Annotated in this window: 15 protein-coding genes; 6 read left to right on the top strand and 9 right to left on the bottom strand. The window is 68.3% G+C overall.

Annotated features, from left to right (window positions below; translation table 11 throughout):
• Positions 1–62 precede the first annotated feature (62 nt).
• Complete coding sequence (locus ACIBH2_RS00790) at positions 63–1,100, top strand: LLM class F420-dependent oxidoreductase (RefSeq protein WP_397111971.1); 1,038 nt, start codon at positions 63–65, stop codon at positions 1,098–1,100.
• A gap of 121 nt (positions 1,101–1,221) precedes the next feature.
• Here the strand turns inward: ACIBH2_RS00790 and ACIBH2_RS00795 are convergent, their stop codons facing one another.
• From ACIBH2_RS00795 to ACIBH2_RS00825, 7 genes are all read right to left on the bottom strand, one after another.
• Entirely contained in the window at positions 1,222–1,557 is a 336-nt protein-coding gene (locus ACIBH2_RS00795) for an STAS domain-containing protein (RefSeq protein WP_397116733.1), read from the bottom strand.
• A 253-nt stretch (positions 1,558–1,810) separates the two neighbouring features.
• On the bottom strand, positions 1,811–4,042 hold the full coding sequence (locus ACIBH2_RS00800; RefSeq protein ID WP_397111973.1) for a SpoIIE family protein phosphatase: 2,232 nt from the start codon (positions 4,040–4,042) through the stop codon (positions 1,811–1,813).
• A 121-nt stretch (positions 4,043–4,163) separates the two neighbouring features.
• A complete protein-coding gene (locus ACIBH2_RS00805) occupies positions 4,164–4,796 on the bottom strand; it encodes a SpoIIE family protein phosphatase (protein WP_397111975.1) in 633 nt (210 codons plus the stop codon).
• Positions 4,789–5,202 carry an ATP-binding protein gene (locus ACIBH2_RS00810; RefSeq protein WP_397111977.1) on the bottom strand — a complete coding sequence of 138 codons (414 nt, stop codon included), beginning with the start codon at positions 5,200–5,202 and terminating at the stop codon, positions 4,789–4,791. Before ACIBH2_RS00810 ends, ACIBH2_RS00805 begins: the two co-directional genes overlap by 8 nt.
• Complete coding sequence (locus tag ACIBH2_RS00815) at positions 5,192–5,581, bottom strand: STAS domain-containing protein (RefSeq protein WP_067526289.1); 390 nt, start codon at positions 5,579–5,581, stop codon at positions 5,192–5,194. Before ACIBH2_RS00815 ends, ACIBH2_RS00810 begins: the two co-directional genes overlap by 11 nt.
• A gap of 14 nt (positions 5,582–5,595) precedes the next feature.
• Positions 5,596–6,492: an STAS domain-containing protein gene (locus ACIBH2_RS00820; RefSeq protein ID WP_397111980.1), complete on the bottom strand. Its 897-nt coding sequence runs from the start codon at positions 6,490–6,492 to the stop codon at positions 5,596–5,598.
• Between the two features lie 164 nt (positions 6,493–6,656).
• Entirely contained in the window at positions 6,657–7,151 is a 495-nt protein-coding gene (locus tag ACIBH2_RS00825; protein ID WP_397111982.1) for a MarR family winged helix-turn-helix transcriptional regulator, read from the bottom strand.
• A gap of 301 nt (positions 7,152–7,452) precedes the next feature.
• On the opposite strand from ACIBH2_RS00825, the gene ACIBH2_RS00830 reads away from it, so the two are divergent.
• Positions 7,453–9,129 carry a fumarate hydratase gene (locus ACIBH2_RS00830; protein WP_397111984.1) on the top strand — a complete coding sequence of 559 codons (1,677 nt, stop codon included), beginning with the start codon at positions 7,453–7,455 and terminating at the stop codon, positions 9,127–9,129.
• Between the two features lie 18 nt (positions 9,130–9,147).
• On the opposite strand, the gene ACIBH2_RS00835 is transcribed toward ACIBH2_RS00830, so the two are convergent.
• On the bottom strand, positions 9,148–10,599 hold the full coding sequence (locus ACIBH2_RS00835) for an FAD-dependent oxidoreductase (RefSeq protein WP_397111986.1): 1,452 nt from the start codon (positions 10,597–10,599) through the stop codon (positions 9,148–9,150).
• Between the two features lie 831 nt (positions 10,600–11,430).
• Here ACIBH2_RS00835 and ACIBH2_RS00840 point away from each other — a divergent pair.
• Positions 11,431–11,961, top strand: a complete 531-nt coding sequence (locus tag ACIBH2_RS00840) for a M15 family metallopeptidase (protein WP_397116735.1) — start codon at positions 11,431–11,433, stop codon at positions 11,959–11,961.
• Positions 11,962–12,127: 166 nt separating this feature from the next.
• Entirely contained in the window at positions 12,128–12,391 is a 264-nt protein-coding gene (locus ACIBH2_RS00845) for a hypothetical protein (protein ID WP_397111988.1), read from the top strand.
• A gap of 191 nt (positions 12,392–12,582) precedes the next feature.
• Here the strand turns inward: ACIBH2_RS00845 and ACIBH2_RS00850 are convergent, their stop codons facing one another.
• On the bottom strand, positions 12,583–13,779 hold the full coding sequence (locus tag ACIBH2_RS00850) for an MFS transporter (protein WP_397111990.1): 1,197 nt from the start codon (positions 13,777–13,779) through the stop codon (positions 12,583–12,585).
• A 134-nt stretch (positions 13,780–13,913) separates the two neighbouring features.
• Here ACIBH2_RS00850 and ACIBH2_RS00855 point away from each other — a divergent pair, with 134 nt between their 5' ends.
• Complete coding sequence (locus ACIBH2_RS00855; protein ID WP_397111992.1) at positions 13,914–14,381, top strand: MarR family winged helix-turn-helix transcriptional regulator; 468 nt, start codon at positions 13,914–13,916, stop codon at positions 14,379–14,381.
• Complete coding sequence (locus tag ACIBH2_RS00860; RefSeq protein WP_397111994.1) at positions 14,378–14,608, top strand: hypothetical protein; 231 nt, start codon at positions 14,378–14,380, stop codon at positions 14,606–14,608. The genes ACIBH2_RS00855 and ACIBH2_RS00860 overlap by 4 nt, the downstream gene beginning before the upstream one ends.
• Positions 14,609–14,650: the final 42 nt, after the last annotated feature.

The following is a 14,650-nucleotide window of genomic DNA, read 5'->3' on the forward strand; positions in this document are numbered from 1 at the left end:
GGATTCGCCGATCACGGTACCGGCTCACACCTGGGGATCACGTACTCGGTATGGTCCGAGACATGCGTATTGGTTTGTCGATCAATTACACCGATGGGTTCAAAGAGGTGGCGGCGGAGGTCGCCGATCTCGAACGAGCCGGACTCGATATCGTGTTCGTTCCCGAGGCGTATTCGTTCGACGCCGTGAGCGGGCTGGGGTACCTGGCGGCCAAGACCGAGCGGGTGCAGTTGGCCTCGGGCATTCTGCAGCTCTACACCCGCACGCCCACCCTGACCGCCATGACCGCCGCCGGGCTGGACTACGTCTCCGACGGTCGCTACGTGCTCGGTCTCGGCGCGTCCGGACCGCAGGTGATCGAGGGCTTCCACGGCCTGCCCTACGACGCCCCGATCGGGCGCACCCGCGAGGTGCTCGAGATCTGCCGCAAGGTGTGGAAGCGCGAACGCCTGGAGTACCAGGGCAAGTACTACACGATCCCGCTGCCCGAAGGTAAGGGCACCGGACTGGGCAAGCCGCTCAAGCTCATCAATCACCCTGTGCGCGACCGCATTCCGGTATTGCTGGCGGCGCTGGGCCCCAAGAACGTGGAGCTCGCCGCCGAGGTCGCCGAAGGCTGGCAGCCGATCTTCTTCCTGCCGGAGAAGGCCGACGAGGTGTGGGGCGAATCGGTGAAAGCCGGTCTGGCCAAACGCGATCCGGCCCTCGGCGACCTCGACGTGTACGCGGGTCCCGCGCTGGCCATCGGCGACAATGTGGAGCCGCTGCGCGAATTCGTCAAACCGCATCTGGCGCTCTACATCGGCGGTATGGGCGCCAAGGGCAAGAACTTCTACCACGCGCTGGCCACCAAGTACGGCTACGGCGCGGAGGCCGACCGCATTCAGGAGCTCTACCTGGCGGGCAAGAAGGACGAGGCCGTCAAGGTGGTGCCCGACGATCTGGTCCGCGACATCAGCCTGATCGGCAGCCCCGGCTTCGTGAAGGAACGCGTCGCCGCGTTCAAGGAAGCGGGCGTCACCGTGCTCAACGTGGTGCCGCTGGCGGGTACGCCCGCCGAGCGCGTGAAGCTCATCGAGCAGCTGCGCGAACTGGTCTGAGTTCGGTCTGACACGTCTTCGGCCGGGTCCCGCCACACTGGTGGCGGAACCCGGCCGAAAGTCTGTCGGACGGCGATACAGGCCGCACCGCGACGGCTCGGTCGCCGCGGCCCGCGTCGGGTCAGTTGCCGCGCAGGGCGGCGAGGGCCTCGTCGAGCGTGGGGTGCAGGGCGAAGACCTGATCCAGATTGGTCATTTTCAATTGGCGGCTGGTGGCCGGGCCGTCGGCGACGACCGCGATGCGAGTGTCACCGGCACGCTGATGCGCGCCCACCAGGGCCGCCATTCCCGCCGAGGCGAGAAAGCTGACTTCGGACAGATCGATCACGAGTGCGGCGGGTTTGCCACCGAGGGTCGAGTCGATCGCGTTCTCGAGCGCGGGGGCGGTTGCCAGATCGACCTCGCCTGCCACGGTGAGCACGGTCGCTTCGTCGCGCACGGAGACCGTGGTGGTCATCGTGTCGGCGAGGGGATACGCGTCTCCGGATGTGTTGGTCACATCAGAACAATCTGCCATGAACCGTCCTTTCGCGCTGCATCGTCAGCCACATTGGCATCGATTCGGTAGCTGCGGGATTCGTGAAAATCCCAGCTACCACAGTAATTCGGCGACTAAACCGAAATCCGGTGGCGCAATCGTGTCGTAGGGTGCCAGACACGACTCGCCGCTGCTCACACCTGTTGCGTCGCGCGCGTTCACGACCGGCCGCTCACACTCGGCTCGCCGCGGAGACCGATACCGCCGGGAGCCGTATCTCCATTCGTACTCGTGTTCCCGGCCCCGCGTGGTCGATATCGAGCTGATCGGTGAGCGCCCGCATCATGGCGATACCGCGTCCGCGCGGTCCAGGATCGGCGGGCAGCGGCCGCCACACCCCGGTATCGATCACCTCGATGGTGACGGTGTCGATATCGGATTCCGCGGTGAGCTCCACCCGCGCGGGCACGCCTTCGAGGTAGGCGTGTTCGATGCTGTTGCTGCACGCCTCGTTGGCGGCGGCGATGATATCGGTGGCCACATCGTGCGGCACCGCGGCGGCGGCGAGCCAGGACTTGAGCTCACGCCGAATACCGGCCAGCTGATCGGCGACGGCCGGAATGTCGAGGCGCAGCGGTTTCGGCGGCTGCCGGTACACCACCATGGCGACGTCGTCGTCGTAGCCACCGGCCGGGCGCAGCCGCGAGAGCACCGCGTCGGCCACCTCGCGCGGCAATTGCTCGGTGGCCCCGGCCAATTCGTCGGCCAGCTCGACGAAGCGCTCGTCGATATCCACACCGCGCTGCTCGACCAGGCCGTCGGTGAACAGCACCAGGGTGGATCCGGGTGCCATGGGCGTCGTCGCCTCCGGGCGGCGCGCGGGATCGAAGGTAGCCAGCGGTACGGCGCGCCCGCCCTCCAAAAGCCTTCCCTTGGTTCCCGGTTCGGCCAGCACGGGCGGCATGTGTCCGGCGCTGGAGTAGCGCACCAGCCCGCGTTCCGGATCGAGGATGGCCGCGCACACCGTGGTGCACATGGCACCGGGAATCCGCGCGGCGACGGTGTCGAGTTCGGCCAGCAGCTGGGCGGGCCCGGCCCCGCGCAGCAGCAATGCCCGTGCGGCCGTGCGCAATTGGCCCATGACCACGGCGGCGGAGAGGCCACGGCCGACGCAGTCGCCGACCACCACGCCCATGGTGCCGTCCTCGAGCCGCACCACGTCGTACCAGTCGCCGCCGATCTCCAGCGGCGGCAGCGCGGGCTCGTAGTGCACCGAGAACCTCGGCGGCAGCTCGATCGGGCCGAGCATGGCGCGTTGCAGGGTGAGCGAGGTGGAGCGGGCCTGGTCGAAGTTTCGCGCCCGCTGTACGGCCAGGCTCAAATGCCCGACCAGCAGCGAGAACAGTGCCCAGTCGCCGGGGCTGATGGCGCGCGGCGCGGCGAAGCGCAGCCACAGCGCCGAATCGCCGGTCTCGCCGAGCGGCGCGACAATGCCCTCGGAGCTGGACGCGCCCTCCGGGATGGCGAACATGGTGCGCCCGGGCCGCAGCCGCGCCCGGTCCAGCAGCGCCCGCGCTCGCGCGTCGAGCACCCGGCGGGATTCACCCCGGCGCGGATTGTCCTCGGACACATACAGTTCCGGCCCGGTATGGCGGTTCGGCCACACCGAGACGACAGCGGATTCCGCGCCGATGGTGTGGCGCAGCTCCTCGAGCCCGACGGCGAGCACCTCCACCACGCTGGTGGCCGCGCCGACCGCCGTGGCCAGGCGCGAGACGGCCTGGTCGCGGGCCTGAGCATCGTGTTCGGCGGTGACATCGCGAATGGTGCCGACGAAGATCCGTTCCCCGTCTTCGGGTTTCACCAGCGAGGAGGTGCTCACGGCCAGCCACAGCCGCCGCCCGTCGCGGTGCTGCACCGGCATGACGAACCGCGCCGCGTCGGTGCCCAGATCCGGATAGCGCGCCCCCTCGGGCACCGACCAGGGATGCGGCAGCGGATACGGCACCCCGTCGGGCCCGTATCCGGTGAGCGCGCCGAAGGCCGAATTCACCTCCACGAGCGTGCCATTGGAGTCGACGACGAAGAAGCCGTCCTGCAACGACTCCACCAGCGCGGTGCGGAAGGTGTCGCGTCCGGCGAGATCGTCGGCGCGCGTGCGCTGTTCCTCGTAGCGTCGCGCGCCGTCGAGGAAGCCGCGGGTGGCCACATCGAGCGCCGCCATGGTCTGGAGCAGGAATTCCAGTGCGGCATCGGAGCGTTCGTCGTCCACCGGCGGCAGCAGCCCGTCGGCCTCGAGTATCCGGAAGTGGTGTTCGGTGAGGTCGAGAATGCTCACGCCCTCCACCAGCGCCCGCCGCCCGAGCTCGTAGCCCTCGTTGAGCGTGTTCTGGGTGGGTGCGCGCAGATGCGACCGCAGCGCACCGGTGTACGCGTCCCGGAATGCCGCCAGCACCGCGCTCATGAAGCGTTCCCCTCGCCGAAAACCGTTGTGGTGGCCGCGGATCGCGCGCCGGACCCGGCAGGTGTCGAGCGGGCGAGCTGGAGGGTGAGATCGCGGGCGTCCGCCGTTGCACGCCGCGCGGTCATGCCGTAGGTCCCGGGTGCCCGCGGTGTCGCGCCGCTAGGACCAGCGCGTCGTCGGTGTCCTTGGCGTGTTTGGCGAGGATGTCGGCGGTGATCTCGGAAGTCGGCTTCGCCAGGTCGATGCCGTCCGCGTAGTCGGGGACGATGCCGTCGGTCGACATGAGCAACAGGTCTCCCGGGCGCACCGGCACGGTCTGCGACTGTAGGTTCGGCGGCAGCAGATAGCCGACGATCCCGCCCACCAACAGTGCGGAGGCGCGAATGGCCGGTTTGCCGGGAGCCGCTGCCACCACCCGGGATTCGACATTGCCGACCCCGAGCCACTGCACCTTGTCGCTGGCGGAGAACAGGGCCAGCGAGACCGCCGCACCTCGGGTGTCGGCCATGGCGCGATGACACAGCAGCATCAGCACATCGAGTGGTTCGGCGCGGTTCTCCGACAACACCTGGGCCGCCCGGTCGGCCGCGTCCGCCGCCGCCGCGCCGTGGCCGAGCCCGTCGAGCACCGCGAAGAGCACCGAGCCGCCGCCCGCGTCGAGCACCACGGACCGATCGCCCGAAACCCGTTGTCCCGGTAGCGCACGCCCGGCGACCGCCCATTCCACCGCACCGATGAATCCATCCTCATGCACCGGTGGGTACCCACTTCCACATCTCCACTAGCGTGCCGTGCCCCGGCGTCGAATCGATGATCAGCTTGTCCATCAATCGGCGCGCCCCGGGCAACCCCAGCCCGAGTCCGCGGCCGGTGGAGTAGCCGTCCTCCAACGCGCGCGGGATATCGAGAATGCCGGGCCCCTGATCCTGCGCCTGCACCACCAGTGCGCGACGGCCCTCCTTCTCGGTGACCGACAGCCGAATCTCGCCGCTGCCCGCATAACTGGTGATGTTGCGCGCGACCTCGGAGATGGCCGTGGAGATCATGGTGATATCGGTCAGGGAGAACCCGTGCTCCAACGCGAGTTCCCGCCCGGCCTGTCGTGCGGTGACGATGTCGTTCGATTCCTTCACCGCGATCACCACATAGTCAGCGGCCACGATCACGACCGTCTCGCTGGCGGCGGGTATCGAGTTTGTGGTTCAACCAAGCAAGACCTTCCTCCAGATCGAGGGCGGTGTGCATGTCCTCGAAAGTGAGGCCGAGCTGAACCATGGCGAAGGCGACCTCGGGCTGCAAGCCGACGATGACCGTCTCAGCTCCCCGAAGCTTGGTCATGTGGGCGATGGTACGCAGCGATCTGGCCGCGAAGGAGTCCATCACGTCGATTGCCGTGACATCGACGATGATGCCCTGGGCGCGATACTTGCTGACGTACTTCATCAGATCGTCTTGCAAGCGCTCGGTATCGGCGTCGGTCAGCGCCGATTGCACCGAGGCGATCAGGTAGGTGCCTTGTTTCAGAATGGGTACCGGCATGGGCCTGCCCCGGTCTACCTTCCGCTGTCGCGGTCGGTGACGCGCGAAACTTCGTAGCCCAGCAGTCGTTCCGCCTCTTCGATACCGCCCTGCAGGTCGCCGACCGCGTTCATCTTGGACAGGTCCAGACCGATGGTGACCAGGGTGAGCGCGATCTCCGAGGAGAGGCCGGTGATGATGACGTTGGCGCCCATGAGCCCCGAGGCGTCCACGGTCTGCACCAGGTGGTTGGCCACCGTGGAGTCGATGGCGGGCACACCGGTGATGTCGATGACGACCACCTTCGCGCGATTGGCGCGAATCGCCCGTAGCAACTGCTCGGTCAGCTGACGCGCGCGCTGCGAGTCCAGCACGCCGATGATCGGGAGGATGAGCAGCTGCTCACGCACCTGGAGCACCGGGGTGGAGAGCTCGCGAATGGCTTCCTGCTGTTGGCGGATGACGCGCTCGCGCTCCTGCACGAACGACACGCCCACGGTGTTGGCGATGCGGTTGGCCGCCGGTTCGTAGGCGTCGAGCACCTGGTTGAGCAGTTCGAAGTTCGACTGGTACTTCTCGAACAGCGAGCGGGCCAACACATCTCGCAGCAGCAGCACGATGCCGAGGACCTCGTCGGTCTCGACTCCTCTCGGAATGATGCGCTCGGAGAGGTCACGGGCGTAGGCCTGCAGCGCCTCGACGCTACCGGTCTCGAGCACCTCGACGTAGTTGTCGAAGATCGAGGTCGCCTCGGAGAAGATCTCCTCCGGTGTCATGGCGGTCAGCAGCTGGGCGTCCGTAATGCGACGCGCCCACTCCTCGCGCAGTTCGGTGCGGTTCTGCCGCAGGTGTTCGACCAACTGCGGGAGCAGATTGTCGACGGAACCCGCGGGCAGCGAGTCCGGCGAAAGGCCGATGGACACGTCGGACATGGAAACTCCTGCCCCTTTCGCTAAGGCCAGGTTCGGATGCTCTCTGTGCGCTCGGTTGCCGACAGTCTGCGTGCGAACGCGGGACAGAGCAGCCGTTGCCGAGCCTAGTCTTACCCAATACCCAGTGGGTACGAAACCAAACACGGGGTCGGGCGTGGAAATTGTCAGGCGGAATGGCGATTCCGCTGCTGTTGCTGCGCCGGAGGTCTTCGGTGATGCTCCAGCAGTGTGTCGTAGATATCAGCCAGGGCATCCAGCTGGCTACGGTCCAGGACGTCGATCATGTGCCTGCGCACGCTCTGCACATGGGCCGGTGCGGCGGATTCGAGGACCTGCTCGCCGCGCTCGGTGAGCACGGCGGCGGTGCGGCGGGCATCGTCGGGGATGGACTCGCGCGCGACCAGGCCGCGCTTCTCCATCCGGGTGATCTGATGTGACAGACGACTTTGCGACCACTCCAGCACGGCGGCGAGTTCGGCGAAGCTGCGGCGGTGGTCGGGGGCGTCAGCGAGACGGGCCAGCACGGTGTATTCGACGTAGGTGAGGTCGGATTCGCGCAGGGAGTCGCGGCCGACGGCGGCGGCGATGAGGTCGCGGGTGAACACGTATCCCAACCAGGCGCGCCGCTCGACATCGTCGAGCCAACGGGGTTCGGTCACGGTTCCACTCCCGGGTTCACTTGTCATGCTATTCCCTCCCCACCGCAGACAACCGCATGATGGACAGGTAACACCGTGGGGGTTGAAGGTGCAACCTCTGACGATTCGCATAGTTCGCGCAGGTATGCGTAGAAATCCGCTGGTTCGCACAAGTCTCGGTCGGTTTCGGGCAAACCGCCGGGCGACGTCCGAGGCAGATAAGGCTTGCCTCAGCTCGGGGCACATGCGGTGGCTGGCTAGGCTTTCCGGTGCTCAACACGCCGCTGGTCCTGTCCAGCCCTGCTCGAGGAGTGCGAGATTCGTGACCGCGCCTGACTTCCTGTACTCGGATCTGCTGCCGACGGGTGTCGACGACACGCCCTATCGGTTGCTCACCACCGAGGGCGTCAGCACCTTCGAGGCGGGTGGGCGCACCTTCCTCCAGGTCGAGCCCGAGGTGCTGCGCATGCTGACCCAGGAGGCCATGCACGACATCAGCCACTACCTGCGGCCCGCGCATCTGCGGCAGCTGCGCAAGATCATCGACGATCCCGAGTCCAGCGGCAACGACCGGTTCGTGGCCCTTGACCTGCTCAAGAACGTGAACATCTCGGCGGGCGGCATCCTGCCCATGTGCCAGGACACCGGCACCGCCATCGTCATGGGCAAGAAGTCCGAGGGCGTGCTCACCGGAGCCGATGACGCCGAATGGATCTCGCGCGGCGTGTTCGACGCCTACACCAAGCTGAACCTGCGCTACTCCCAGCTCGCGCCCATGACCATGTGGGAGGAGAAGAACACCGGTTCGAATCTGCCCGCGCAGGTCGAGTTGTACTCCGACGCGGGCGATCCCGCGCATCCGGCCTACAAGTTCCTGTTCATGGCCAAGGGCGGCGGCTCGGCCAACAAGTCGTTCCTGTTCCAGGAGACCAAGGCCATCCTGAACCCGGACCGGATGCTGGAGTTCCTGGACGAGAAGATCCGCTCGCTCGGCACCGCGGCGTGCCCGCCGTACCACCTGGCGGTCGTGATCGGCGGCACCAGTGCGGAATTCGCGTTGAAGACCGCCAAATACGCCTCCGCGCACTACCTGGACAACATGCCGACCGAGGGTTCGCTTGCCGCGCACGGCTTCCGGGATCTGGAGCTCGAGGAGCAGGTGTTCAAGCTCACCCAGTCCTTCGGCATCGGCGCGCAGTTCGGCGGCAAGTACTTCTGCCACGACGTGCGGGTCATCCGGCTGCCGCGCCACGGCGCGTCACTGCCGGTGGCCATCGCGGTGTCGTGCTCGGCGGACCGGCAGGCCCGGGCCAAGATCACCCCCGAGGGCGTGTTCCTCGAACAGCTGGAACGCGAACCGGCGCAGTACCTCCCGGAGCAGACCGACGAGATCCTCGGCGGTGACGTGGTGAAGATCGACCTCAACCGGCCGATGTCGGAGATCCGCGCGGAACTGTCGAAATACCCGGTGAAGACCCGGCTTTCGCTCACCGGTCCGCTGGTGGTGGCGCGTGACATCGCCCACGCCAAGATCAAGGAGCGCCTCGACGCGGGCGAGCCGATGCCGGAGTACCTGCGCGATATGGCCGTGTACTACGCCGGTCCCGCCAAGACCCCGGACGGCTACGCCTCGGGTTCCTTCGGCCCCACCACCGCGGGCCGGATGGACTCCTACGTCGACCAGTTCCAGGCCGCGGGCGGCTCGTTCGTCATGCTGGCCAAGGGCAATCGCTCCGCGCAGGTCACCAAGGCGTGCAAGGAGCACGGCGGCTTCTACCTCGGCTCCATCGGCGGGCCCGCCGCGCGGCTGGCGCTGGACTGCATCAAGTCCGTCGAGGTGCTCGAGTACCCGGAGCTGGGTATGGAAGCGGTGTGGAAGATCGAGGTCGAGGACTTCCCGGCCTTCATCGTCGTCGACGACAAGGGCAACGACTTCTTCGCCGAAACGCAGAAGCCGATCGCGCTGCGGGTGCGCACGCGCTCCAAGGAACGGGTCTAGGCACGAACGGCCGCGTGGTCACAGGGCGAGGCCGGTGCGCAGCCGGTTGTCCGGGTCGACCACGCGGCGAATGATGCGCAGCCTGCGCAGGTTCCCGGCGAAGTAGCGGCCGGGATCGGTGTCGGGTTCGACGTAGTTGGCGTACGCACCCGCGCTGGCGGCGCCCAGTGCGCGGTGCGCGTCGGTGACCCACCGGCGGGCCGCGGCCGGATCGGTGGGGGAGTCCACCAGCCATTGCAGGGTCGCGGCGTGGCGACGCCACGGGAACGCGGTGGCCTCCGGCGCGAGGTCGCGGACGGCTCCGTCGAGCGGGTCGAGGATGACGTATCCCGGTATGCCCGAACGGGATCCGGCCGCGATATGGGCGAGGACGGTGTCGGCGACAGCGGCGATATCGGTGACCACATCGGAACCGGCCACCTTGGTGGAGCGCGGGGTGGTGTCCGAACCACCGGCCAGTACGAGGGCCGTGTCGAGGTTGGACAGTGTGCGCACCTCCTTGGCGGATGCTGAAAGACCCACGGCGGCCGTGAGTTCGGCGGCGGCGGTCTCGCCCGCACCCTTCGCGCAGAACAGCCGCACCCGGCACGTCGTCTCGCCGCCCTCGGCGGAGACGGTGAGATTCGCCCAGCTGGAACGGTCGGCGGTGGGCATCCACCGTGCCCAACCGGTGATGGACCGGGCCGAACCTGGAAAGTTCAGCGTCACAGCGTCTCTGGCTGTCGCGGCATGGGTGCGGAAGGCCATCGACGTGACCACGCCCACGGCCCCCGCACCGCGCAGCGCCCAGAACAGGTCCGCCGCACGGGTTTCCGAGGCGGTGCGCACGGTGCCGTTCGGCAGGACCAGATCGGCCTCGACGAGCCGGTCGCAGGTCATGCCGTGAGCGCGGGAATCGACACCGATACCGCCGCCCAAGGCCAAGCCCGCCACACCCACGGTCGGGCAGGAGCCGAGCGGGAGCGCGCGGCCGATGCGGTCCAGTGCTCGCAGCACCGGAAAAAGGGTCGCGCCCGCGCCGATCCGCACCAGGTCCCCGTCCACCGCGACCTCCGACAGCCGCCGCACATCGACGACCAGCGCATCGGAGGTGGTGGAAGCGCCGACGTACGAATGTCCACCGGCCCGCGCCGCCACGGCCAGCCCATGCTCGCGAGCGAACACCAGCCCGGACCGCACATCATCGACGGTCGCGGCCTCGAGCACCGCCGCGGGCATTCGCGCATCGAAGTCCGGGTCGAAAACGCGTTTGGCGGAGGCATATTCGGCGTCGCCAACGGTCAGGAGACGACCGCGCAGCCGCCCCCGCAGTGCGCCCCACGCGGCATCGGGCGGCAGGTCGGAACGCGGCTTCGCGTCCGCCGACCTGCCGACCCGCGCGCAAGCCAGGGTGGCGGCCGCGCCGACCCCGGCCCGCAGCAGGAAACGGCGCGTCAGGGATGTCGTCTCGGCCCGAGGTTCGAAACCCATGACACGCGAATACCCACTTCCGCACGAATCCCCGCGTCGCGCTGTTGATCCAGGCTCCGCCCAGCGCATCGGCCGAGGTTACGCGGCCTCGCCGGACTCTGTGCGCGATCCGGGCGGCGGTGGCACGTGGAGCAGCTGCATCACCCGGCCGGGCGCATCCGCCGCCAACGGCATCGCCCGCCACCCCGCGCTGAATTGTGGGAACGCGCGGAACAGACTCAGCGTGTGTGCGATCTGTGCCTCCGGTCGGTGCGCCATCTGAACTGGTCGAATTCCGTCGCGTCGTGAGGCGCGCGGCGCGTTGCGGTGCTGAGCCGGGTGGGGCCCGTTCGGTTGGTGGTGGGCGTGGTCGCATGACCACGGTGGGGGCGGTCACAGTGCCGCGGCGGTGTCGGCCGACCCACAGGCCGACCTCCCGAAGGCCAGGTCGGCGCACCGGGGCGACGCGGGATGAAACATCGGCGGTGGTCCGAACCGATAGGATGCCCGAGACGTACGCGGTGTGAGTATCGAGGTCGGAGGCTCGCCGCGGCCCACCGGCGGTGTCGGTGGAATCAGCAGGCCCACGCGGAGTTCGGGTGCTGATCCGATCCAAACAGCGTGTCCGAACGAATACGTGGAGGTGAGCCGATGCGGATGAACAAGGGCGAGTGGGGTTCTCGCGGTGCCGAGAGCGGGCGCGGAGTGCGGCGGTATGCCGCCGTCGCGCTGCTGGCGGGTACCGCTGTCGCAGGTGTCGCCGCACCCTCGGCTACCGCCGATCCCACTCCCGGCGTTCCCGCGACGGTCACCGAATCCGGCGCCGGTCAGCCGATTTCCGCACCGACGCCGATGGATGCCCTGTTCGGCGGTGCGCGGACGCCCGGCGCGAGACCCGACGGCGACATCACCGCACTGCTCGTCTTCGGCGGCACCCGGACGGAAACCTTTGCGGCGCGGCTGATTTCCCAGGGCACGGTGCCGTCCGGACAGGCCGTGGCCGCCGACACCAGCGGGCTCGATCCGCTGCTCGCCCTCGCCTACGACATGGCCGCCGCCGAAGCGCACGCCCAGGGCGTACCGCTGTCGATCACCTCCGGCTACCGCACCCCCGGGGAGCAGCAGGCCATGTGGGAGGACGGTATCGCCACCTACGGCAGCCCCGACGCCGCGCGCCGCTGGGTGCTGCCGCCCGAGGAGTCCACCCACGTCTCCGGCCAGGCCATCGATGTCGGCCCGCAGGCCGGTGCGGCGTGGCTGGAGGCCAACGGCAACCGCTGGGGGCTGTGCCGGATCTACGACAACGAATGGTGGCATTTCGAGATCGCCACGCTCCCCGGCGCGCCCTGCCCGCCGCGACTACCCGACGCCAGCCAACGCTGAACGCACCTGCGGACACGGGGTTGTCCGCCCTTTCACCCCGTGTAAGAGCAGGTCGTTGGGCATTACTGTGGCGCTGGTGCAGGTGCCAGCACTCCGTCACGCCACGACGGGCAATTGGTCGAACAGGTAGGTACGCGCCCCAGTGGGGCCGATTCGGGAGGTTCGGGTGGTCAGGCACGGCAACCACGGCGGCAGCCGCACAACACATTCCAGCACCGGTCACCAACGCCCGCCGCTGCGCCGCCGCCCACCCGCCAGAGAACCGCTCTACCCCGCCAGCTGGCTACTCCTGGAACTGCCCACCGCCATCCTGCTGGCCGTGTTCATCGGCACCGGATGGCTCGGCTACGCTCACCCCAGTGGACCCAGCCAACCCCGCCCAGCCGTGGTCGTACCCGTCGAAACGCCCTCGCATCCCGGGAGTCGCTGACCGCGTGACGGTCGAAAGCCACTGCCCACGCGAGGAATCGGCGGAGGCCTCGGAACCCTGCTCGGGGGTGGGCACCCGCGAGGGCTGGTGCGGTCGCCCGCAATCCAGCTGCATCTCAGCACATCTCGTCCAGTGCGACGCCCGAGCGGATCTGAGTTCCGCCCGGGCGTCCTGTGTGCGTGCGCTGCGCCTCAGGAGGCGATCAGCTGCGGTTCGGCCGACCGGACGTCGCTGGCATCCACGGCCCGGACGCCGCGGCTAGCCAGCAGCAACACCACCAGACCGGTCGCGGCGAACCCCGCACCCACCCACAGCGGTGAGACCCACCCGAATCCAGCGGAGATGGCCAGGCCGGAGAGCCAGACACCCAGGAAATTGCCGACATTGAAGGCGGCGATATTGGCCGAGGAGGCCATGGTGGGGGCCTCGGCGGCATGGTCGAGCACGCGCATTTGCAGGCCGGGCGTCGCGCCGAAACCAAAGAAGCCCATGGCCAGCAGCAGCGCCGCGGACGCGATCTTGTTGTCGGACAACAGCGCGAAGGCCACCAGGGCGATGCCGAGAGCGAGGGTCATCCCGACCAGCGTGCGGGTGAGACCCCGATCCGCCCAGCGCCCGCCGACCAGATTGCCCGCGAACAGGCCCACGCCGAAGAGCACCAGCAGCCAGGGGATCGCGCCGTCGGAGTAGCCGGTCACGCGGGTCAGCAGCGGTTCGATGTACATGAACGCACCGAACATGCCGCCGAAGACGAGCACCGTCATGAGCAGCGAGTACCAGACCTGGCGATTGCGGAACGCGGCGAGTTCGGTGCGCAGGCTGGGCCGCGCGGCGGTCTCGGCGGGAGTCGCGGGCACCAGCGCGGTGATCCCGGCGAGCGCGATCACACCGACCACGGTGATGACCGCGAAGGTGGCGCGCCACCCCCACTGCTGCCCGATGATGGTGCCCAGCGGAACACCGAGCACATTGGCAAGGGTCAAGCCGCCGAACATGATCGAGATGGCACCGGCCTTCTTCTCCGCCGAAACGAGGGAGGAGGCGAGCACCGCGCCGATGCCGAAGAACGCGCCGTGCGCGAGCGCCGCGAGCACCCGCCCGCCGAGCAGGGCCGCATAGCCCGGAGCCAGCGCCGAGGCGGCATTGCCGACCGTGAACAGCACCATCAGCACTTGCAGCGCCCGCTTGGACTCCCAGCGATTCACGATCGGGGTGAGCGCGAGCGCGCCGACCACCACCGCGAGCGCGTACCCGGAGATGAGGTACCCGGCCGTGGGCACCGAGACGCCCATATCGTCGGCGACCGACGACAGCAGACCGGCAATGACGAACTCCGTGAGTCCGATGCCGAAGCCCCCGAGCGCGAGGGCGATGAGACCGAGCGGCATGTCAACGCTTCCCTTCCTGTGCCAGCGCGCGCCCTGAGTGAGCGTGCGCCGATATAGCGCGTGTGCAACTAAATGCGTGTGCATCAAAGTAGTTGCACACGCCGACTATTGCAAGTCGCCGCTAATATGGGTGCATGGGTATTGCCGATGACGCGATCGAGGTCCGGGCCACGGGCTGGCGCATCCTCGCCGCGCTGCACGGGTTGATCGAGACCGCGCTGGAGCGGGAGCTGGTGCGTGAGCACGAACTGTCCGTGGTCGAGTTCACCGTCCTCGACGCACTCTCGCGCCAGGACGGCTGGCATATGCGCATCTCGCAGCTGGCTCGTGCGGCCGCGCTCTCGCCGAGCGCCACGACCCGCCTGGTGAATCGCCTCGAGGACCGCGGTCTGCTGGTGCGCGTGCTGTGCCCGGATGATCGGCGCGGGATCTACACCGAGGTCACCGAGAAGGGGCGCGAGCTGTACGAGCGCGCCAAGCCGACCCATGATCGCGTTCTCGAAGCGGCGCTGACCGAGGCCGAGGGTGTACCCGAACTCGCGCCACTGGCGGAGTTCCTCCACCGTGCGCCGGTCGGCAGCGAGCCGAGCCGATCGGTATGAGAGTCGTGGTCACCGCCCCCGACCACGCGGTCACGCTGCGGTTCGAGCCGTCCGGGATGGAGTATCCGCTGGCGGCGAACACGCAGATCGTCGTCGAGTGGGACGAGCCGCGTGAACCCGGTGCGTTCGTGGGGTCGGTGGAGTATCTCTCGGACGAGATCGTCGTCAACTACAGCACCGCGCGGATGCGCAGTTGGAACGCGGCGGGGGAGCGTTTGGACTACTGACCCTGCCGTGGCGGACCGGAAGTCCGTCCACGGCAGGGTGTT

It is taken from the genome of Nocardia sp. NPDC050406, assembly GCF_044459025.1.
Lineage (GTDB): Bacteria > Actinomycetota > Actinomycetes > Mycobacteriales > Mycobacteriaceae > Nocardia.